The sequence below is a fragment of the Erwinia oleae genome (assembly GCF_000770305.1).
GTDB lineage: Bacteria > Pseudomonadota > Gammaproteobacteria > Enterobacterales > Enterobacteriaceae > Erwinia > Erwinia oleae.
Map to the genome: position 1 here is coordinate 38,095 of NZ_JNVB01000013.1, position 15,640 is coordinate 53,734.

General features: G+C 58.2%; 14 protein-coding genes. 10 read left to right on the top strand and 4 right to left on the bottom strand.

Features of this window, described 5'->3' with window-relative positions:
• The first annotated feature begins 17 nt into the window (after positions 1-17).
• Entirely contained in the window at positions 18-1,910 is a 1,893-nt protein-coding gene (locus tag GS12_RS06195) for a methyl-accepting chemotaxis protein (RefSeq protein ID WP_034944930.1), read from the top strand.
• Between the two features lie 76 nt (positions 1,911-1,986).
• Here GS12_RS06195 and GS12_RS06200 read toward each other — a convergent pair whose 3' ends face one another.
• On the bottom strand, positions 1,987-3,456 hold the full coding sequence (locus tag GS12_RS06200; protein WP_034944932.1) for an MFS transporter: 1,470 nt from the start codon (positions 3,454-3,456) through the stop codon (positions 1,987-1,989).
• 217 nt (positions 3,457-3,673) lie between these two features.
• Here GS12_RS06200 and osmF point away from each other — a divergent pair, with 217 nt between their 5' ends.
• From osmF to GS12_RS06220, 4 genes are all read left to right on the top strand, one after another.
• A complete protein-coding gene (gene osmF / locus GS12_RS06205; RefSeq protein WP_034944992.1) occupies positions 3,674-4,594 on the top strand; it encodes a glycine betaine ABC transporter substrate-binding protein OsmF in 921 nt (306 codons plus the stop codon).
• Between the two features lie 94 nt (positions 4,595-4,688).
• Entirely contained in the window at positions 4,689-5,798 is a 1,110-nt protein-coding gene (locus GS12_RS06210) for an ABC transporter permease (protein WP_052118366.1), read from the top strand.
• Positions 5,795-6,727 carry an ABC transporter ATP-binding protein gene (locus GS12_RS06215; protein ID WP_034944939.1) on the top strand — a complete coding sequence of 311 codons (933 nt, stop codon included), beginning with the start codon at positions 5,795-5,797 and terminating at the stop codon, positions 6,725-6,727. The genes GS12_RS06210 and GS12_RS06215 overlap by 4 nt, the downstream gene beginning before the upstream one ends.
• Before the next feature lie 3 nt (positions 6,728-6,730).
• Positions 6,731-7,456 carry an ABC transporter permease gene (locus GS12_RS06220; RefSeq protein ID WP_034913605.1) on the top strand — a complete coding sequence of 242 codons (726 nt, stop codon included), beginning with the start codon at positions 6,731-6,733 and terminating at the stop codon, positions 7,454-7,456.
• Here GS12_RS06220 and GS12_RS24240 read toward each other — a convergent pair.
• Complete coding sequence (locus GS12_RS24240) at positions 7,443-7,547, bottom strand: protein YohO (RefSeq protein WP_034944941.1); 105 nt, start codon at positions 7,545-7,547, stop codon at positions 7,443-7,445. The two genes, GS12_RS06220 and GS12_RS24240, sit on opposite strands and share 14 nt — an antisense overlap.
• Before the next feature lie 108 nt (positions 7,548-7,655).
• On the bottom strand, positions 7,656-8,405 hold the full coding sequence (locus GS12_RS06230) for a MerR family transcriptional regulator (RefSeq protein ID WP_034913607.1): 750 nt from the start codon (positions 8,403-8,405) through the stop codon (positions 7,656-7,658).
• A 485-nt stretch (positions 8,406-8,890) separates the two neighbouring features.
• Between GS12_RS06230 and GS12_RS06235 the strand changes: the two genes are divergently transcribed.
• From GS12_RS06235 to ybiB, 5 genes are all read left to right on the top strand, one after another.
• Positions 8,891-9,373 (top strand): Ail/Lom family outer membrane beta-barrel protein, encoded by a 483-nt coding sequence (locus tag GS12_RS06235; RefSeq protein ID WP_034913609.1) that lies wholly within the window; start codon positions 8,891-8,893, stop codon positions 9,371-9,373.
• A gap of 177 nt (positions 9,374-9,550) precedes the next feature.
• The gene (locus GS12_RS06240; RefSeq protein ID WP_051937053.1) at positions 9,551-10,348 is read left to right on the top strand and encodes a DUF3750 domain-containing protein; all 798 of its coding nucleotides are present in this window, start codon (positions 9,551-9,553) and stop codon (positions 10,346-10,348) included.
• Between the two features lie 279 nt (positions 10,349-10,627).
• Positions 10,628-11,110 carry an Ail/Lom family outer membrane beta-barrel protein gene (locus GS12_RS06245; RefSeq protein WP_034944995.1) on the top strand — a complete coding sequence of 161 codons (483 nt, stop codon included), beginning with the start codon at positions 10,628-10,630 and terminating at the stop codon, positions 11,108-11,110.
• Positions 11,111-11,257: 147 nt separating this feature from the next.
• Positions 11,258-13,420, top strand: a complete 2,163-nt coding sequence (dinG, locus tag GS12_RS06250) for an ATP-dependent DNA helicase DinG (protein ID WP_034944942.1) — start codon at positions 11,258-11,260, stop codon at positions 13,418-13,420.
• A 17-nt stretch (positions 13,421-13,437) separates the two neighbouring features.
• Positions 13,438-14,412, top strand: coding sequence for a DNA-binding protein YbiB (ybiB, locus tag GS12_RS06255; protein ID WP_034944944.1), 975 nt, complete (start codon positions 13,438-13,440; stop codon positions 14,410-14,412).
• A gap of 3 nt (positions 14,413-14,415) precedes the next feature.
• Here ybiB and GS12_RS06260 read toward each other — a convergent pair whose 3' ends face one another.
• On the bottom strand, positions 14,416-15,570 hold the full coding sequence (locus tag GS12_RS06260) for a M20 aminoacylase family protein (RefSeq protein ID WP_034944945.1): 1,155 nt from the start codon (positions 15,568-15,570) through the stop codon (positions 14,416-14,418).
• Positions 15,571-15,640: the final 70 nt, after the last annotated feature.

Genomic DNA, 15,640 nt, shown 5'->3' on the forward strand with positions numbered 1-15,640 from the left:
TGATCGGGGCTTATACTATGTTAAAAACAACCCAGGCCAGATTTACCCTACTGATCGTTGGTTTCTTCGTGTTGCTGCTACTGATCACGGTGACGGTGATCAAAATGTTTGTCGCGCCACAGCTCAGCGCCAGCGAAAGCCGTCTGGTGCGCTATGAAGTGGAGACTATTGGCGCGCGCATCAGTGAAATGATGAACCGTATTCAGGCGCAGCAGCGCAGCATTACCGAATCCGTCGCGGTACTCGATAGCGACAATATCGATAAAGTGCTGCCCGCGCTGGTGAATCAGTACAAAGATGTGAACGTATTTGGCGGCGGCGTCTGGCCGTTGCCGAAAATGCGCGATCCGGCAAAGGATAAGTTCAGCACCTTCTTTGCCCGCGACAGCAGCAATACGCTCCAGGTCAACACCTTCTGGAACTCTGCCGACGCGCCCAACTACTATGAGCAGTCATGGTATAAAGACGGCCAGAACGCGCCGGAAGGGCAGTGTGCCTGGGCAAATGCCTATCAGGATGCGGCCAGCCCGCAGCCGCGCACCAACTGCGCGATGGCGATTTATCGCAACGGTGCGGTATGGGGCGTGACCACCATCGACGTTACGCTTGGTTTCTTCAATCATCTCGCCAAAGAGATGGGCGAGGCGATCCACGGCAAGGTGCTGATTGTTGAAGCGGACGGCAAAGTGGTTGGCGACGCCGCTCTGGCCGACGCAACGCCAAAACTGAGTAATCTGAGCGAACAGTCCGATCCGATGGCGGTTTCACTGCGGGCGATGCTGAGCGGCACAGGCGACGGCAGAGAAAGCACTTACGAGGGCAATGACGGCGAGCATACGCTGATGGTGCAGCCGATTGCCGGCAGCCCGTGGTTAATCGCCAGCGACGTGCCCACCGCGCTGCTCGCCGCGCAAACAAACTCCATTTTAACGCGCCTTGGCCTGGTACAGATCCCACTGGCCATTATGCTGCTGCTGGTGCTGCTTGGCTTTGTCCGCGCCATGATGAAACGGCTTAACGGTCTCAATGATAATATCCTGGCGCTCTCCTCCGGCGGCGCAGATCTGACGCAGCGTCTGCCCGCCAGCAGCAGCCCGGAATTTAATGCGGTGTCGCAAAGCTTTAACAACTTCATCGGCTATTTACAGGAACTGCTGCGTCAGGTGGGCGACAGCGCGACGGCGATCACCTCTGCGTCGCGGGAGATCGCCAGCGGTAACCTCGATCTCTCTGCGCGGACAGAAAGCCAGGCCAGCGCGATCGTCGAAACGGCGGCGTCGATGGAGCAACTCACCGGCACCGTTCGTCAGAACGCCGACAACGCCACGCACGCCAACCAGCTGGCGGGCGATGCGTCGCAGGTGGCAAATCGCGGCTCGAACGTGGTGAAGCAGGTGGTCAGCACCATGGGCGAAATCAACGCTTCCTCCCGCAAGGTGGTCGATATTATCAGCGTCATCGACAGCATCGCTTTCCAGACCAATATTCTGGCGCTGAACGCGGCGGTTGAAGCCGCCCGCGCTGGCGAGCAGGGCAGAGGGTTCGCCGTCGTGGCGTCGGAGGTGCGTAACCTTGCGCAGCGTTCCGCAAACTCGGCGCGGGAGATCAAAAAGCTGATTGAAGAGTCCGTCGCCAATATCGATAAGGGCAGTCATCTGGTGAATGAAGCAGGTAACACCATGGATGAACTGATGAGCGGCGTCAGCAACGTGACCACGCTGATGGCGGAAATCATGTCCGCCAGCCGCGAGCAGAGTATCGGTATCGATCAGGTGAATACCGCCATCAACCAGCTTGACAGCACCACGCAGCAAAACGCCTCACTGGTTGAGCAGGTCTCCTCGGCGGCACAGGCGATGGATGAGCAGAGCGTCCGGCTGGCGCAGGTCGTTGGCGGCTTTAAACTGTAACGCGCGGGTCGGGGAGCAGCGGGCTCCCCGACGATGGTCTCAGGCAGCGTCATGCTGCCTTTTTTTCGCCTGATGTTTACGGCGCAAAATCTTCCGCGTCTACGTCATAACCTGACGGCTCCCAGCGAATCGCCAGCAGCGCTACCAGCCCGGCCAGCGGCGCCAGGGCAATCACCCAGAACACATCGGTACTCAACGCCGCCGACAGCAGCGGAAAGGTAAACAGCGACACCGTTGAGCTTCCGCGCATCAGCGTCTGGTTAAAGCCGACGCCGACGCCGCGCAGCGACGTCGGGTAGCTGAGCGAGGCGAATGTCATGGTGTGCGAACCCGGTCCGAAACCCTGGCCAAGTAAAAACAGCGCCAGCATGGCGATGGAGATCGCCGCTTCTGCGCCGCTGTCCGGCTTGCCGATCAGCGCCAGGCCGAGCAGCGCCGCAAACTGACAGACGTAACCGAGCACGGTCATTTTCCACGCGCCGAAGCGCGGCACCAGCCGGACGGCCAGCAGGCCGCCGGTAAAGGCGAACAGCAGATTAAGCGCCAGCGAAACCAGAATGGTGCTCAGCATCGACTGCGCAAGAAAGCTGGAGAGAATAACCGGCAGGCCAAAGGCCACCGCGTTATAGGCGAATGCGGAAGCCACGGCCGTAACGGTGGCCAGAATGGTGCGCCGCAGGTACACGCCTTTCAGCAGCTCGCCGTAGTTGCGCCAGCCCGCACGCCGCGTTGGCGCAGCGGGCGTCAGGTCGGCGTCGTCGGCGACGTGGGCATTGATACCGTAAGAACTGCACAGGATCGCCGCCGCGCCGTGCAGGTTGCCCTGATTCGCCGCCCACACCGGCGACTCGCTCATATAGCGGCTGCGAATGGCGATGATCAGCAGCGCAGGCACCGCACCAAAGCCAAGAATGATGCGCCACAGCCAGCCTGCGTGCTCATCCGGCAGCACGGCGTAGAAAAACAGTACCAGCAGATAGGAGACGGAGATCGCCGCGTACCAGGTGGGGCACCACATGGCGATACTTGATGCCTTATTACCACGCCCCTTCAGTTTTGAAAACTCCGCCAGAAACGCCATCGCCACGGGCAGGTCGATGCCCACGCCAAGGCCCATCACGAAACGGGCGCCCGCCAGCACATACTCATTTGGGGCCAGCGCGCAGGCAATCGCGGCAACCACGAAGAAGAACATATCGGCCATGAAAACCCGGTAGCGGCCAATTTTGTCCGTCAGGTAACCGCCAATCAGCGCGCCGACGATCGCGCCGAAAGCAATGGCGGATGCCACCATCCCTGCGCCGCCGGGCGACAGACCAAACTCGCGCGTCACGTCCTTCATGCCAAAGGCCAGCGCGCCGAGATCGTACGCGTCGAGAAAAACACCGCCCAGCGCGATGCCGATGACAATCCGCGCGTTACTGCGCGCCTGGGTGCTGGTATTGACGAGCCGGGAGACGTCAGCGGCCCGGCGAATCGTTACCGATTCGCCGGACGGCGCCGTACCTGCGGTGGCGACGTGCGCCGAAGAAGTGAGATCGGTCATAATGTGATGTTCATTTTTTAGAAGTAGCGTCAAGAATACGCCGCGCTTATGCAGAGTTAAATTCCAGCTGGTTATAAGTTACAACCGATTAAACGTTGAAATTATCGTGATAACGGGTTCCTCTTGATCTTAGCGCTTCAGGGTTTTGGTCCGTCTGATTTTACCTGGCGATGAATTAGGCTACGCTTTTAATTATTCTGAAAAAAAGGAAAAGAAAATGGCGAACAAAGCAGGGCGTATCGGCGGGTTGGCGTTGGCGGTGTTACTGGCGCTGGCGGGCACGGCGAAAGCGGCTGAACCGGTAAAAGTGGGCTCAAAAATTGATACGGAAGGATCGTTATTAGGGAATATTATCCTGCAAGTACTGGATAAACACGGCGTGAAAACCATTAATAAAGTCCAGCTCGGCACGACCCAGGTCGTACGCGGCGCCATTACCGCAGGCGAGCTGGATATCTACCCTGAATATACCGGCAACGGCGCGTTCTTCTTTAATGATGAGCACGACGCGGCCTGGAAAGATGCTAAAGCGGGCTACGAAAAGGTGAAAAAGTTAGATCAGGATAAAAATCAGCTCACCTGGCTGACGCCCGCCCCGGCCAACAATACCTGGACCATTGCGGTTCGCAGCGATCTGGCGCAGAAAAACAAGCTTAACTCGCTGGAGGATCTGAGCGCGTGGCTGAAAAAGGGCGGAGAATTCAAACTGGCCGCGTCGGCTGAATTCATTGAGCGCCCGGACGCGCTGCCTGCCTTCCAGAAAGCCTATGGCTTCACCCTGAAGCAGGATCAGCTGCTGTCGCTGGCGGGCGGAGACACGGCGGTCACCATCAAAGCGGCGGCGCAGCAGACCTCCGGCGTGAACGCCGCGATGGCCTACGGCACGGACGGCCCGGTCGCCGCGCTTGGCCTGCAAACGCTCAGCGATCCAAAACACGTGCAGCCGATCTATGCGCCCGCGCCGGTGATCCGCGAGTCAGTGTTAAAAGCCAACCCGAAAATTGCCGAATGGCTGAAGCCGGTTTTCGAATCGCTGGATGAAAAAACGCTTCAGGCGCTGAACGCAAAAATCGCCGTTGATGGTCAGGACGCCAAAAAAGTGGCCGCAGACTATTTGCAGCAGAAGCACCTGCTCTGAGCCAAAGGCCGGGTAGCCGGCCTGTTATTTCTGCGGAGAAATTTTGCGCCATACTCTCTCAAACCGCGTGTTGCTGACGCTGGCCGTGCTGCTGATGGCGGCGGCAACCGCACTCCCTTTCCTGAATTACGCGCCGAATCGCCTGGTCTCCGGCCAGCCGCTTTCGCTGTTTCAGGCGCTGCATGGCATAAGCTGGGCGATCCTGCTTCCCGCTCCGGCTTTGCTGCTGCTTGCTTTTTTTCGTGGTTCGGCACGGGTATTGATCCTGACGCTGCTGCTCAGCGAACTGTTATTCATTCTGCTGCTGATGCAAAGCGGCATGGAAGCCACGCGGCTGGCGCAGACGGGCAGCCCGCTGGCACGGACGTCCTTCGGCAGCGGCTTCTGGCTGGCGTCGGCGCTCTGCCTGCTGATCGCGGCGGATGCGGTTTCGCGCCTGACGGCGAAACCGCTGTGGCAATTACTGCTTAACGGGCAGATCTGGCTGCCGGTTATCTTTCTGCTGCTGAGCGGCACGCTCGATCAGTTGGCCTTACTGAAAGAGTACGCCAACCGCCAGGAGGTGTTCGATCAGGCGCTGACGCGACATCTGCTGCTGCTGGTGGGAACGCTTATTCCAACGCTGGTCATCGGTATTCCGCTCGGCTGGCTGTGCGCGCGCAGGGCCTCCGTGCAGTCGCCGGTCTTTGCCGTGCTTAACGTTATCCAAACCGTACCGTCCATTGCGCTGTTCGGCCTGCTGATTGCCCCGCTGGCCGGGCTGGCGAAAAGCTTCCCGGCGTTATCGAAAATTGGCGTCAGCGGCATCGGCATGGCGCCCGCGCTGATTGCGCTGGTGCTCTACGCGCTGCTACCGCTGGTGCGAAGTGTGGTGGCCGGCCTGCAACAGGTGCCGAAAGACGTGACCGAAACGGCGGTGGGCATGGGCATGACGCCAGCTCAGATCTTCTGGCATGCCGAGGTGCCGCTGGCGCTGCCGGTACTGCTTTCGGGCCTGCGGGTGATCTCAGTGCAAACCGTCGGCATGGCGGTGATTGCCGCGCTGATTGGCGCTGGCGGCTTCGGCGCCATCATTTTCCAGGGGTTGCTAAGCAGCGCGCTGGAGTTGGTGCTGCTCGGCGTCATCCCGGTTATTGCGCTGGCGGTCATCATCGACGCACTGTTCAAATTTCTCATTTCTGTGATCGAGGCGGAGCGCCAATGATTAACTTTAACAACGTGAGCAAACACTTTGCGGGCAAGGCCGCCGTCAGCGATCTCTCGCTGAATATTGCCAAAGGCGAGTTCACCGTGCTGATCGGCACCTCAGGCTCCGGAAAGTCCACCACGCTGAAAATGATCAACCGCCTGATAGAGCATGATGAAGGCACCATTCAGTTTGCCGGTGAAGAGATCCGCAGCTTTAATCCGCAGGTGCTGCGTCGGCGCATGGGCTACGCCATTCAGTCAATTGGCTTGTTTCCTCACTGGACGGTCGAAAAAAATATTGCCACCGTGCCCGCGCTGCTCAACTGGCCGAAGGGCAAAATTTCAGCGCGGATCGGTGAACTGCTCGCATTGCTGAACCTCGACGAGCGCTTTCGCCATCGCTATCCGCATCAGCTTTCCGGTGGTCAGCAGCAGCGCGTAGGCGTGGCGCGTGCGCTGGCCGCCGACCCGGAGGTGCTGCTGATGGATGAGCCGTTTGGCGCGCTCGATCCGGTGACGCGCGGCGCGCTTCAGCAGGAGATTGTGCGTATTCACCAACTGCTGGGCCGAACCATTGTGTTGGTGACCCACGATATTGACGAGGCGCTGGCGCTGGCAGACAGGCTGGTGCTGATGGACGGCGGTCAGGTGATCCAGCAGGGCACGCCGTATGAGATGCTTACCCGGCCGAAGAATGACTTCGTGCGTGATTTCTTCGGGCGCAGCGAACTGGGCGTGCGGCTGCTTGCGCTCGGCAATGCAGGCGCGGCCGCCCGACGCGGCGAATGGATTGAGGAGGAGGCGATCCCGGAAAGCATGACGCTGCGTGAAGCGCTGTCGCAGTTTATCGCCAGGCAGACCGATCGTCTGGCGGTGCTCGACGCGCAGCAAAAGCCGCTGGGCGTGCTGCACTTTGCCGATCTGCTGCGGCAGCGGGGGAATTAGATCATGCGCATATTACGCGATCCGCTACTGTGGCTGATCCTGCTGTTTTTCGCATTGTTATTAGCGATGCCCTGGAGCGAACCGCTGTTCGCCCACTGGTTTCCCGAGCTGGCCCGCCCGCTTTATCAGCAGGACAGCTTTATGCAACTGGCGCTGGCGCATATCCGGCTGGTGGCGTTGTCGAGCCTGTTTGCCATTGTTATCGGCATGGGCGCGGGTATTATGGTGACCCGCCGCGCCGGGCGCGAGTTTCGCTCGCTGGTGGAAACGCTGGTGGCGGCCGGGCAGACTTTTCCGCCCGTCGCGGTGCTGGCCGTTGCCGTTCCGGTTATGGGTTTTGGCGAAGAACCCGCCATTATTGCGTTACTGCTTTACGGGCTGCTGCCGATCCTGCAAGGCACGCTGGCCGGACTCGGCGCGGTGCCGGCCAGCGCGAAGGAGATTGCCGAAGGCGTGGGGATGAATGGCTGGCAGATCCTGACGAAGGTTGAGCTGCCGCTGGCCGCGCCGGTGATCCTTGCCGGCGTGCGCACCTCGGTGATCATTAATATCGGCACGGCAGCGATTGCCTCGACCGTCGGAGCAAAAACGCTGGGATCGCCGGTGATTATCGGCCTGAGCGGCTTTAACACCGCGTATGTGATTCAGGGAGCCTGCCTGGTGGCGCTGCTGGCTATTGTTACCGACCGGCTTTTCGAGCGCCTTCAGAAGCGTTTTAAGAGTGGATAATAATGGAGTAACCCATCAGCATCACGCCGCCGATGCCGCCAAGGGCCATCAGCAGAAAAAGGATAACTACGCTGAATTTTTGCACGTTCATGCCGTTGCCTGTTCGTCGTAAGCGGGGAAGAGCGTAGTATATCGCATACGTTTGCGCCAGGCCATCTCTCTGCCCGCGTCCACTCACGGGCTGTCCTGCACAGGGCGCTCAGTTCGAAGGGGGATACTGTGGGCCGGTATAGGTGACCGGATAACCCTGTTCGCGCCAGTGCGTCATCTGTTCCTGCTGACGTCGGGAGAGCGGTTTGCCGGTAAAGACGAAGATCTGCTGACCGGGGAAAAGCTCAGGACGCGGCAGTTCTAATGGCTCCGCCAGCACGTCAATACGCCAGCCCTGCTGAGAAAGGCGCCAGGCCTCCAGCCATAAGCGCGTGCGATCGTCGATTGCCCAGCCCATCAGCAGCGCGTCTTTACCCTCTTTTTTACGCGATCCGGTTAAGCAGAATGCCGCATAATCTATCAGTGCGCCGTCAAGGAGGCTGCACATCGCGCGAGCGGTGGTCTGATCGAGTCCTAAGCGCTGCCTGACCGGTAAATAAACGTGATCGATCAGATCGCTGGCGGGATGCTCCCGGCCCATTGTGGCGATTTTTGTTCTGATGCGCGACGGCTTAACCTGACGCAGCACTTTCATGATCTCTTCCTGAAGCGTAGTCCAGCCGTCATGGACGCTGACGTTTTCACCTTCAAGAAGCGCCTTAACTTTACCTACCGGTACGCCGCTGCCTATCCAGCGTTTAATTTCTTCAATGCGCTGGATATCCTCATCATCAAACTGACGATGACCTCCCTCGGTCCGTTGAGGTTTCAATAAGCCGTAGCGACGTTGCCATGCGCGAAGCGTAACGGGGTTAATCCCGCATCGCTCGGCGACGTCACCAATACTGTAAATTGCCATTCATTCTCTCTTAAACTAATCAGCTACACTAACCCTAGCGGACTCTTCATTTCTGTACAAGATTTTTTTGGTTGTACAACTTAGCCTGTACGACAGAAATGGTCAAAATTGTACATGCGGACAGATGCAGATATCCATTCCAGGCTGTCCGGGAAGTGTCTTTCCAGTAGCGGACTTTTCTCATCATCCGTAAAGCTGCCTGAGCGGGCATGCAGCATCACATCGCAAATCGTATTATTCGTCAATATTCCCCTTCAGGCAAAATGAAAAATCTCTTTCTTCCGCAAAGCGGAACGTCACCTTTCTCCCATTCCCCGCAGATAATATCGACATTTTACGACATGCGTCTCACACCTCAGTGGATATAATCACCGCGCGCGGCGGCCTGCCGCCGTACCGTTTTGTAAAATGAACCTGTCGGGCAGCGAAGGGTGCCATCCGTTGCGCTTCAGGAAGCACTCTCAGTTCTCATTAAGGAAGATGTGATGAAAAAGTTAATTATTGCCGGGATGATGATGTCTGGCGTCCTGTTTTCAATGCCGGTATCTGCTGAAAGCCAGACTATTTCTCTGGGTTATGCGCAGAGTGAAGTGGAAGATTTTAAAGATATCAGCGGCATCAGCGCGAAGTATCGCTACGAGGGCAACGCCTCAGCGGTGGGATTGATTGGCTCGTTTAACTGGCTGTCGGGCGAAAAAAGCAACGTTAACGTAAGGCACTACGCATTAATGCTCGGCCCGGCCTGGCGCCTTAACGATCTGTTCAGTCTGTATGCCACCGGCGGCGTCAGCTGGAGCCGTGCCACCTTTGGCAGCTATGGATCTGAGAGCAAATCCGCTTTTGCCTGGGGTGCTGGCGCGCAGTTCGATGTGACTCATAATATCGCCATTGATGTCGGTTACCAGGGCGGTGATATTTTTGATTCATCCAGCCACGGTTTCAACCTTGGCGTAGGCTATCGTTTCTGAGGCCACCACGGAGCCTCAGGGCTCCTTCTTTTTACCAATAATGCCGCGCCCCGGAAAAGAGGTTGAAGGTTTGCGCCGCTTTCAGTAAGGTCTTTCGAACGTATTTCACACAATCTTCTCCACGTCACCCGGTTGTCATCACCTCTTTGCCCGCTACAGCGCGCGGAAAACGGAACTATGGTCTGTCTGAAAGTATGTAGCCTTGCTTTTATCTGTATTCTCCTGCTCTCCTTCGGGCAGAGTTATGTAAAAGCTACCCACAGCGGCGTCAAAATTACCGGCGGCGACTGGGCCACGGCCCGACGCGACTCTGCCGGCATCGCGCCCGATCCCGTCGCGTTAAAAGATACCGCGATTGTGCAGGTTTATACGGCCACCACGTTCGGCTGGCGCGGCCTGTTCGCGGTACATCCGTGGATCATCTTCAAAAGAGCCGGAGAAACGCGCTTCAGCCGCTATGAAGTGATCAGTTGGGGCAGCAACAACGTTGTGCGGCGAAACTACGCGCTGCCGGATGGCTACTGGTTTGGCGCGCGTCCGGGCCTGCTGCTGGAACACCGCGGCAGCGCTGCCGAAGCGATGATCCCGCACATTGAGGCGGCGATAAAAAGCTATCCGTGGCCGCACACCTATCGCGTCTGGCCGGGGCCGAACAGCAATACGTTTCTGGCCCACATTGGTCGGGAAGTGCCTGCGCTGAAGCTGGATATGCCTGCGAACGCTATTGGTAAAGATTTCCGGCCCCTGACGCGCCCCGTTGGGCTGCCGCCGTCCGGACGCGGCGTACAGCTCTCCCTGTTTGGCATAGCGGGCGTGACCCTGGGTATTGAAGAGGGCATTGAGCTGAACCTGCTGAGCCTGAACCTGGGCGTGGACGTGAAGTCGCCCGCGCTGCGGCTGCCTTTTATTGGGCGTTTAGGGGTGGATAAATCGCCGGCAACACCGTTGACTGATAAACCGGTTGTGCGTAATTAATCCGGTGACGGTGAAAAGAGAGAACGGGCCAGAAATAATAAATTAAGCGACAAAATTATTGGTTAATAAAGACAGATTATCATTAATCTGTCTTTTTTTTAGTTATTTGATCTGTATTAAATATTATTACGCCAAACAGACTGTTTCGACGAAAATATAAAATGCAACAATGGTACACTGCCGGTTGGTATTCTACTCATCGCATTTAGCCATGCTGAAGTAAACTGCGTTTATTATCGCGCGGATAGCGCATTAATGGATTTAATTAAGGACGATTTCATGAAGATAACGGCATTAACTCTCCTTGTGGCCGCGGCGGCTGCACTCTCCATGCCTGCTCTGGCAGACAATCACACCTACACCCTGGGCTATGCGCAGAGTGAAGTAAATCACTTTACGGAGATTCAGGGCATGGCGTTGAAATACCGTTATGAAAAAAGCGCGTCGCCCGCGGGTGTGATTGCCTCTTTTATCTGGATGCAGGGCGATAAAGACGAGAATAAATTAGAACGCTATTCTTTCTTGGTTGGGCCGGTCTGGCGGCTGAATGATTATGTCAGCCTTTATGCTAACGGCGGCGTAAGCTGGAATACATTTAAGGGCAGATATGATAATAGCGATTCAAAGAACGCGTTTGCTTACGGTGCAGGCGCGCAGTTCAATCCGGTGGATACGCTGGCAATCGATGTCGGCTATCAGGCGGGTAAAGCGTTTGGATTAACAACACGCGGCGTTAATATCGGCATCGGCTATCGTTTCTGATCTCTCCCGCCCCGATGAAAATCGTCGGGGCGCTTCACCTGCCTGTGTAACCCACCACGCAATAATTTAACCCTGGGTGATAAGAAGGCTGACGTCGGCCCCTGTACTGTGTAAAAATACAGGCCATTCTGATCAAAAGTGGTTGTTATGGCGCTTACTGCCGCGTTAAAAACGCAAATTGCTGAGTGGTATAAAACGCTCCAGCAGCAAATTCCCGACTTTATCTCCCGTGCGCCGCAGCGACAGATGATCGCCGAGGTGGCAAAAACGCTCGCGGGTGAAGAAGGGCGCCATCTTGCCATTGAGGCTCCCACCGGCGTGGGAAAAACGCTCTCTTATCTGATCCCCGGCATTGCCGTCAGCCGTGCGGAAGAGAAGCCGCTGGTGGTCAGCACCGCCAACGTGGCGCTTCAGGATCAGATTTTCAGCAAAGACCTGCCGATGCTGAAAAAACTCATTCCCGACCTGCGATTCACCGCCGCCTTTGGGCGCGGTCGCTACGTCTGCCCGCGCAATCTTTCCGCGCTGGCGACCGATGAAGAGAAGCAGGGCGATCTGCTGCTGTTTCTGGATGACGACATGACCGCCAGCAAAGATGAACGCGCGCTTTGCACCTCGCTGGAAACATCGCTCAACCGACATCAGTGGGATGGCCTGCGCGATCACTGCGACGCGTCAATTGAAGAGTCGCTCTGGCAGCGTTTAAGTACTGACCGGGCGAACTGCCTGGGCGCTAACTGCCACTGGTTTCGCGAATGCCCGTTTTACGTGGCGCGGCGCGAGATCGAGCAGGCGGACGTGGTGGTCGCGAATCATGCGCTGGTGATGGCGGCGCTGGAGAACGAGTCGGTGCTGCCGCCGCCGAAAAATTTGCTGCTGGTGCTCGATGAGGGACATCATCTTCCCGATGTCGCCCGTGACGCGCTGGAGATGAGCGGCGATATCACGCCCGGCTGGACGGTGCTTCAGCTCGATCTCTTTTGCCGCCTGGTGGAGCAGTGCATGGCGCAGTTCCGGCCGAAAAAACCGCCTGCGCTCAGCCATCCTGATAAGCTTAAAGCTCATTGCGAAGAGGTGCGCGAACAGCTTCAGATGCTGTCGACGCTTATGACGCAGTGGCTACCGGCAGATAACCACGAAGGCGAATACCGCTTTGAGATGGGGCTGCTGCCGGATGAAATTCTGACGATATGCGCGCGCCTGTTCAAATTAAGCGACGGGCTGCGCGGTCTGGCGGAAGCGCTGCTGAACGATCTCAGTGAAAAATCGGGCCAGTTTGATGTGGTTCGGCTGCACCGCACGCTTATTCAGATCAACAAAGCGCTGGGCTGGTTTGAGGCAAGCACTAAGCTATGGCGGCTGGCGGCGATGACGCAGGCATCCGGCGCGCCGGTGTCAAAGTGGGTACAGCGGGAGATCCGCGAAGGCAGCGCGCATCTGCTGTTTCACTGCGCGGGAATTCGCGTCAGCGAGCAGTTGGAAAAGCTGCTGTGGCGTAAAATTCCGCACGTGGTGGTGACTTCAGCAACGCTGCGTTCGCTGAACAGCTTTCAACGGCTACAGGAGATGTCCGGCCTGCGCGAAGAGATCGGGGATCGTTTTGTTGCGCTCGATTCGCCGTTCAACCATCCTCAACAGGGAAAACTGTTGATCCCGCTGATGCGCAATGAGCCGACGCTGGCGACTGAGGCACAGCATCTGGCTGAGATGGCGCATTTTTTTCGCCAGCAGATCAAAGAGGCGAAGCACAAAGGACTGCTGGTGCTGTTCGCCAGCGGCCGCGCGATGCAGCAGTTCCTGGCGTTTCTGCCGGAACTGCGGCTGATGATGCTGGTGCAGGGCGACAGGCCGCGCCCGGCGCTGGTGGCGCTGCATCGCAAGCGGGTGGAGCAGGGCGAAACCAGTATTCTGGTCGGCCTGCAATCTTTTGCCGAAGGGCTGGATTTAAAAGGCGACCTGTTGTCACAGGTGCATATTCATAAAATTGCTTTTCCGCCGGTCGACAGCCCGGTTATTTTAACCGAGGGTGAATGGCTGAAAAGCCTCAGGCGCTATCCGTTTGAAGTACAAAGCCTGCCGAGCGCCTCGTTTAACCTGATACAGCAGGTTGGGCGGCTGATCCGCAGTCACGCCTGCTTTGGCGAAATTGTTATTTACGATCGGCGGTTACTGAGTAAAAGCTACGGTTCGCGCCTGCTGGGGGCGCTGCCGGTGTTTCCCATTGAACAGCCTGCGATGCCGGAAGGCGAGCTGCCGAAAGCCAGCCCTGCCCTGAGCGGGAAAAAACCGTCGCCGCGCCGCCGTCGCTAAAAAGTATGAGCAGAATAATGGATTACAGAAAAATCATTAAAGAGATTGGCCGCGGAAAAAATCACGCCCGCGACATTGATTACGCCACCGCCCGTGAGCTTTACCGACAGATGCTGGCCGATGAGGTGCCCCCGCTGGAGCTGGGCGCGATACTGATTGCGCTGCGCATTAAAGGCGAAGGCGAGGAGGAGATGCCGGGCTTCTATGCTGCGATGCAGGCGCAGACGATCCGACTGACGCCGCCCGCCAACCGGCCAATGCCGATCGTTATTCCCAGCTATAACGGCGCGCGCAGGCAGGCCAACCTGACGCCGCTGCTGGCACTGCTGCTGGCAAAAATGGATTTTCCGGTGCTGGTGCACGGCGTCAGCGACGATCCCACACGCGTCACCAGCGAAGCCATCTTTCAGGCGTTGGGCACAGCGGTCGTGCACGATGCGCCGCAGGCTCAGGCGCAGCTTGATCGCGGTGAAATGGTGTTTATGCCGGTCGCCACGCTCTGTCCGCCGCTGGAAAAACAGCTTTCACTGCGCTGGACGCTCGGCGTGCGCAACAGCGCCCATACGCTTGCCAAGCTGGCGACGCCCTTTGACGAGGCGGCGGCGCTACGCCTTTCCAGCGTTTCGCACCCAGAGTATCTGCCGCGCGTGGGGAAATTTTTTCACGCCATCGGCGGCCGCGCGCTGCTGCTGAACGGCACCGAAGGCGAAGTTTATGCCAGTCCGCAGCGCTGTCCCGCCATCAGCCTGATTGCCGGTGGAGAAGAGCCGCAGGTATTGTTGGCGCGCCAGGAAGAGCGCGCGCTGGCGCATGATGCGCTGCCCGCAGCGAAGGACGCCGACACCACCGCCGACTGGACAACGCGCTGCCTGAACCGGGAAGTGCCGGTGCCACACGCTCTCCGCCTGCAAAGCGCCTGTTGTCTGATCGCAACGGGCCGGGCCGCAGATATGGAAAGCGCGCTGGCGCAGATCGCCCGCGCCGGATACTGATCGTTAGCGCGTCACGGGCAGCAACTGTTCCGCCAGCGTGCTCCACACCGCCACGCCGTGCGCCACGATCTCATCGTTGAAGTCGTAATGCGCATTGTGCAGCGGGCGCGACGGCGTGCTGCCGTCGGCGCCAATCCAGAAGTAGGCGCCGGGGCACGCTTCCAGCATGCAGGCAAAATCTTCCGAAGCCATTGACGGATTGACCTGCCAGTGCACCTGATGTTCTGGCAGCAGCGCCAGCGCGCAGTCACGAACTTTACGCGCCTCAACGGCGTTGTTATGGGTTACCGGATAGTCGGTCAGCCAGACAAGCTGGCCCGTAATACCCGGCGGCGAAGCGGAGACAAACTCTGCAATCAGCCCGCGCACCTTTTCTCTTATATCGCTTTGCAGGCAGCGCACGGTGCCGCGCAGCACCACCTTTTCCGGGATCACGTTAATCGCTTCGCCGCCGTTGATCTGCGTCACGCTTACCACCGCCGAAGCCAGCGGTGACAGACGCCGGGCAGGAATGGTTTGCAGCGCAAGGATCAGCTGCGCGGCCGCCACCACCGGATCGTCGCCGTTTTCCGGCATCGCCGCGTGGCAGCTTCTGCCGCTGAGCGTAATTTCAAACGCGTCCAGCGAGGCCATCATCGCGCCGCTGTTGACGGCCAGATGCCCAACCGGCAGTCCGGGCCAGTTATGCAGACCGTAAATTGCCGACATCGGAAAGCGCCCGAACAGGCCATCGGCCACCATTTTACGCGCGCCGCCCAGGTTCTCTTCGGCGGGCTGGAAGACGAAGTGCAGCGTACCGCTGAAGCGGCGCGTGGCGCTGAGATGTTTTGCTGCCGCCAGCAGCATCGCTGTATGGCCGTCGTGGCCGCAGGCGTGCATGACGCCCGGGCGCGTGGAGCGCCACGGCACGCTGCTCAGTTCGGTGATGGGCAGCGCGTCCATATCGGCGCGAAAGCCGATAGCGGGGCCGGGGCCGTTTTCCAGCGTGGCCACCACGCCCGTTCCCGCCAGGCCAGTGTGCGTCTGTAGCCCAAAACCACGCAGCTTTTCTGCCACCCATTGAGAGGTGTTAACTTCCTGATAGCCCAGTTCAGGCTGCGCGTGAAGTTCTCTGCGCCAGGAAATGGCTTCTTCAATCAGTAAATCGGGGATCGCCATCTCTTCCTCTCCTTACAGGATCTGCTATCCGGCTGATTTAAGGTAGCATAAATGGCGGAGTAAAGCGCTT

Excerpts from the sequence above, each read along its gene's own strand:
- GS12_RS24240 (WP_034944941.1), bottom strand. The coding sequence starts at position 7,547 with ATGAACGTGCAAAAATTCAGCGTAGTTATCCTTTTTCTGCTGATGGCC.
- dinG (WP_034944942.1), top strand. The coding sequence starts at position 11,258 with ATGGCGCTTACTGCCGCGTTAAAAACGCAAATTGCTGAGTGGTATAAA.
- GS12_RS06235 (WP_034913609.1), top strand. The coding sequence starts at position 8,891 with ATGAAAAAGTTAATTATTGCCGGGATGATGATGTCTGGCGTCCTGTTT.
- GS12_RS06195 (WP_034944930.1), top strand. The coding sequence starts at position 18 with ATGTTAAAAACAACCCAGGCCAGATTTACCCTACTGATCGTTGGTTTC.
- GS12_RS06220 (WP_034913605.1), top strand. The coding sequence starts at position 6,731 with ATGCGCATATTACGCGATCCGCTACTGTGGCTGATCCTGCTGTTTTTC.
- GS12_RS06215 (WP_034944939.1), top strand. The coding sequence starts at position 5,795 with ATGATTAACTTTAACAACGTGAGCAAACACTTTGCGGGCAAGGCCGCC.
- GS12_RS06230 (WP_034913607.1), bottom strand. The coding sequence starts at position 8,405 with ATGGCAATTTACAGTATTGGTGACGTCGCCGAGCGATGCGGGATTAAC.
- GS12_RS06200 (WP_034944932.1), bottom strand. The coding sequence starts at position 3,456 with ATGACCGATCTCACTTCTTCGGCGCACGTCGCCACCGCAGGTACGGCG.
- osmF (WP_034944992.1), top strand. The coding sequence starts at position 3,674 with ATGGCGAACAAAGCAGGGCGTATCGGCGGGTTGGCGTTGGCGGTGTTA.
- GS12_RS06260 (WP_034944945.1), bottom strand. The coding sequence starts at position 15,570 with ATGGCGATCCCCGATTTACTGATTGAAGAAGCCATTTCCTGGCGCAGA.
- GS12_RS06240 (WP_051937053.1), top strand. The coding sequence starts at position 9,551 with ATGGTCTGTCTGAAAGTATGTAGCCTTGCTTTTATCTGTATTCTCCTG.
- GS12_RS06245 (WP_034944995.1), top strand. The coding sequence starts at position 10,628 with ATGAAGATAACGGCATTAACTCTCCTTGTGGCCGCGGCGGCTGCACTC.
- ybiB (WP_034944944.1), top strand. The coding sequence starts at position 13,438 with ATGGATTACAGAAAAATCATTAAAGAGATTGGCCGCGGAAAAAATCAC.
- GS12_RS06210 (WP_052118366.1), top strand. The coding sequence starts at position 4,689 with ATGGCGGCGGCAACCGCACTCCCTTTCCTGAATTACGCGCCGAATCGC.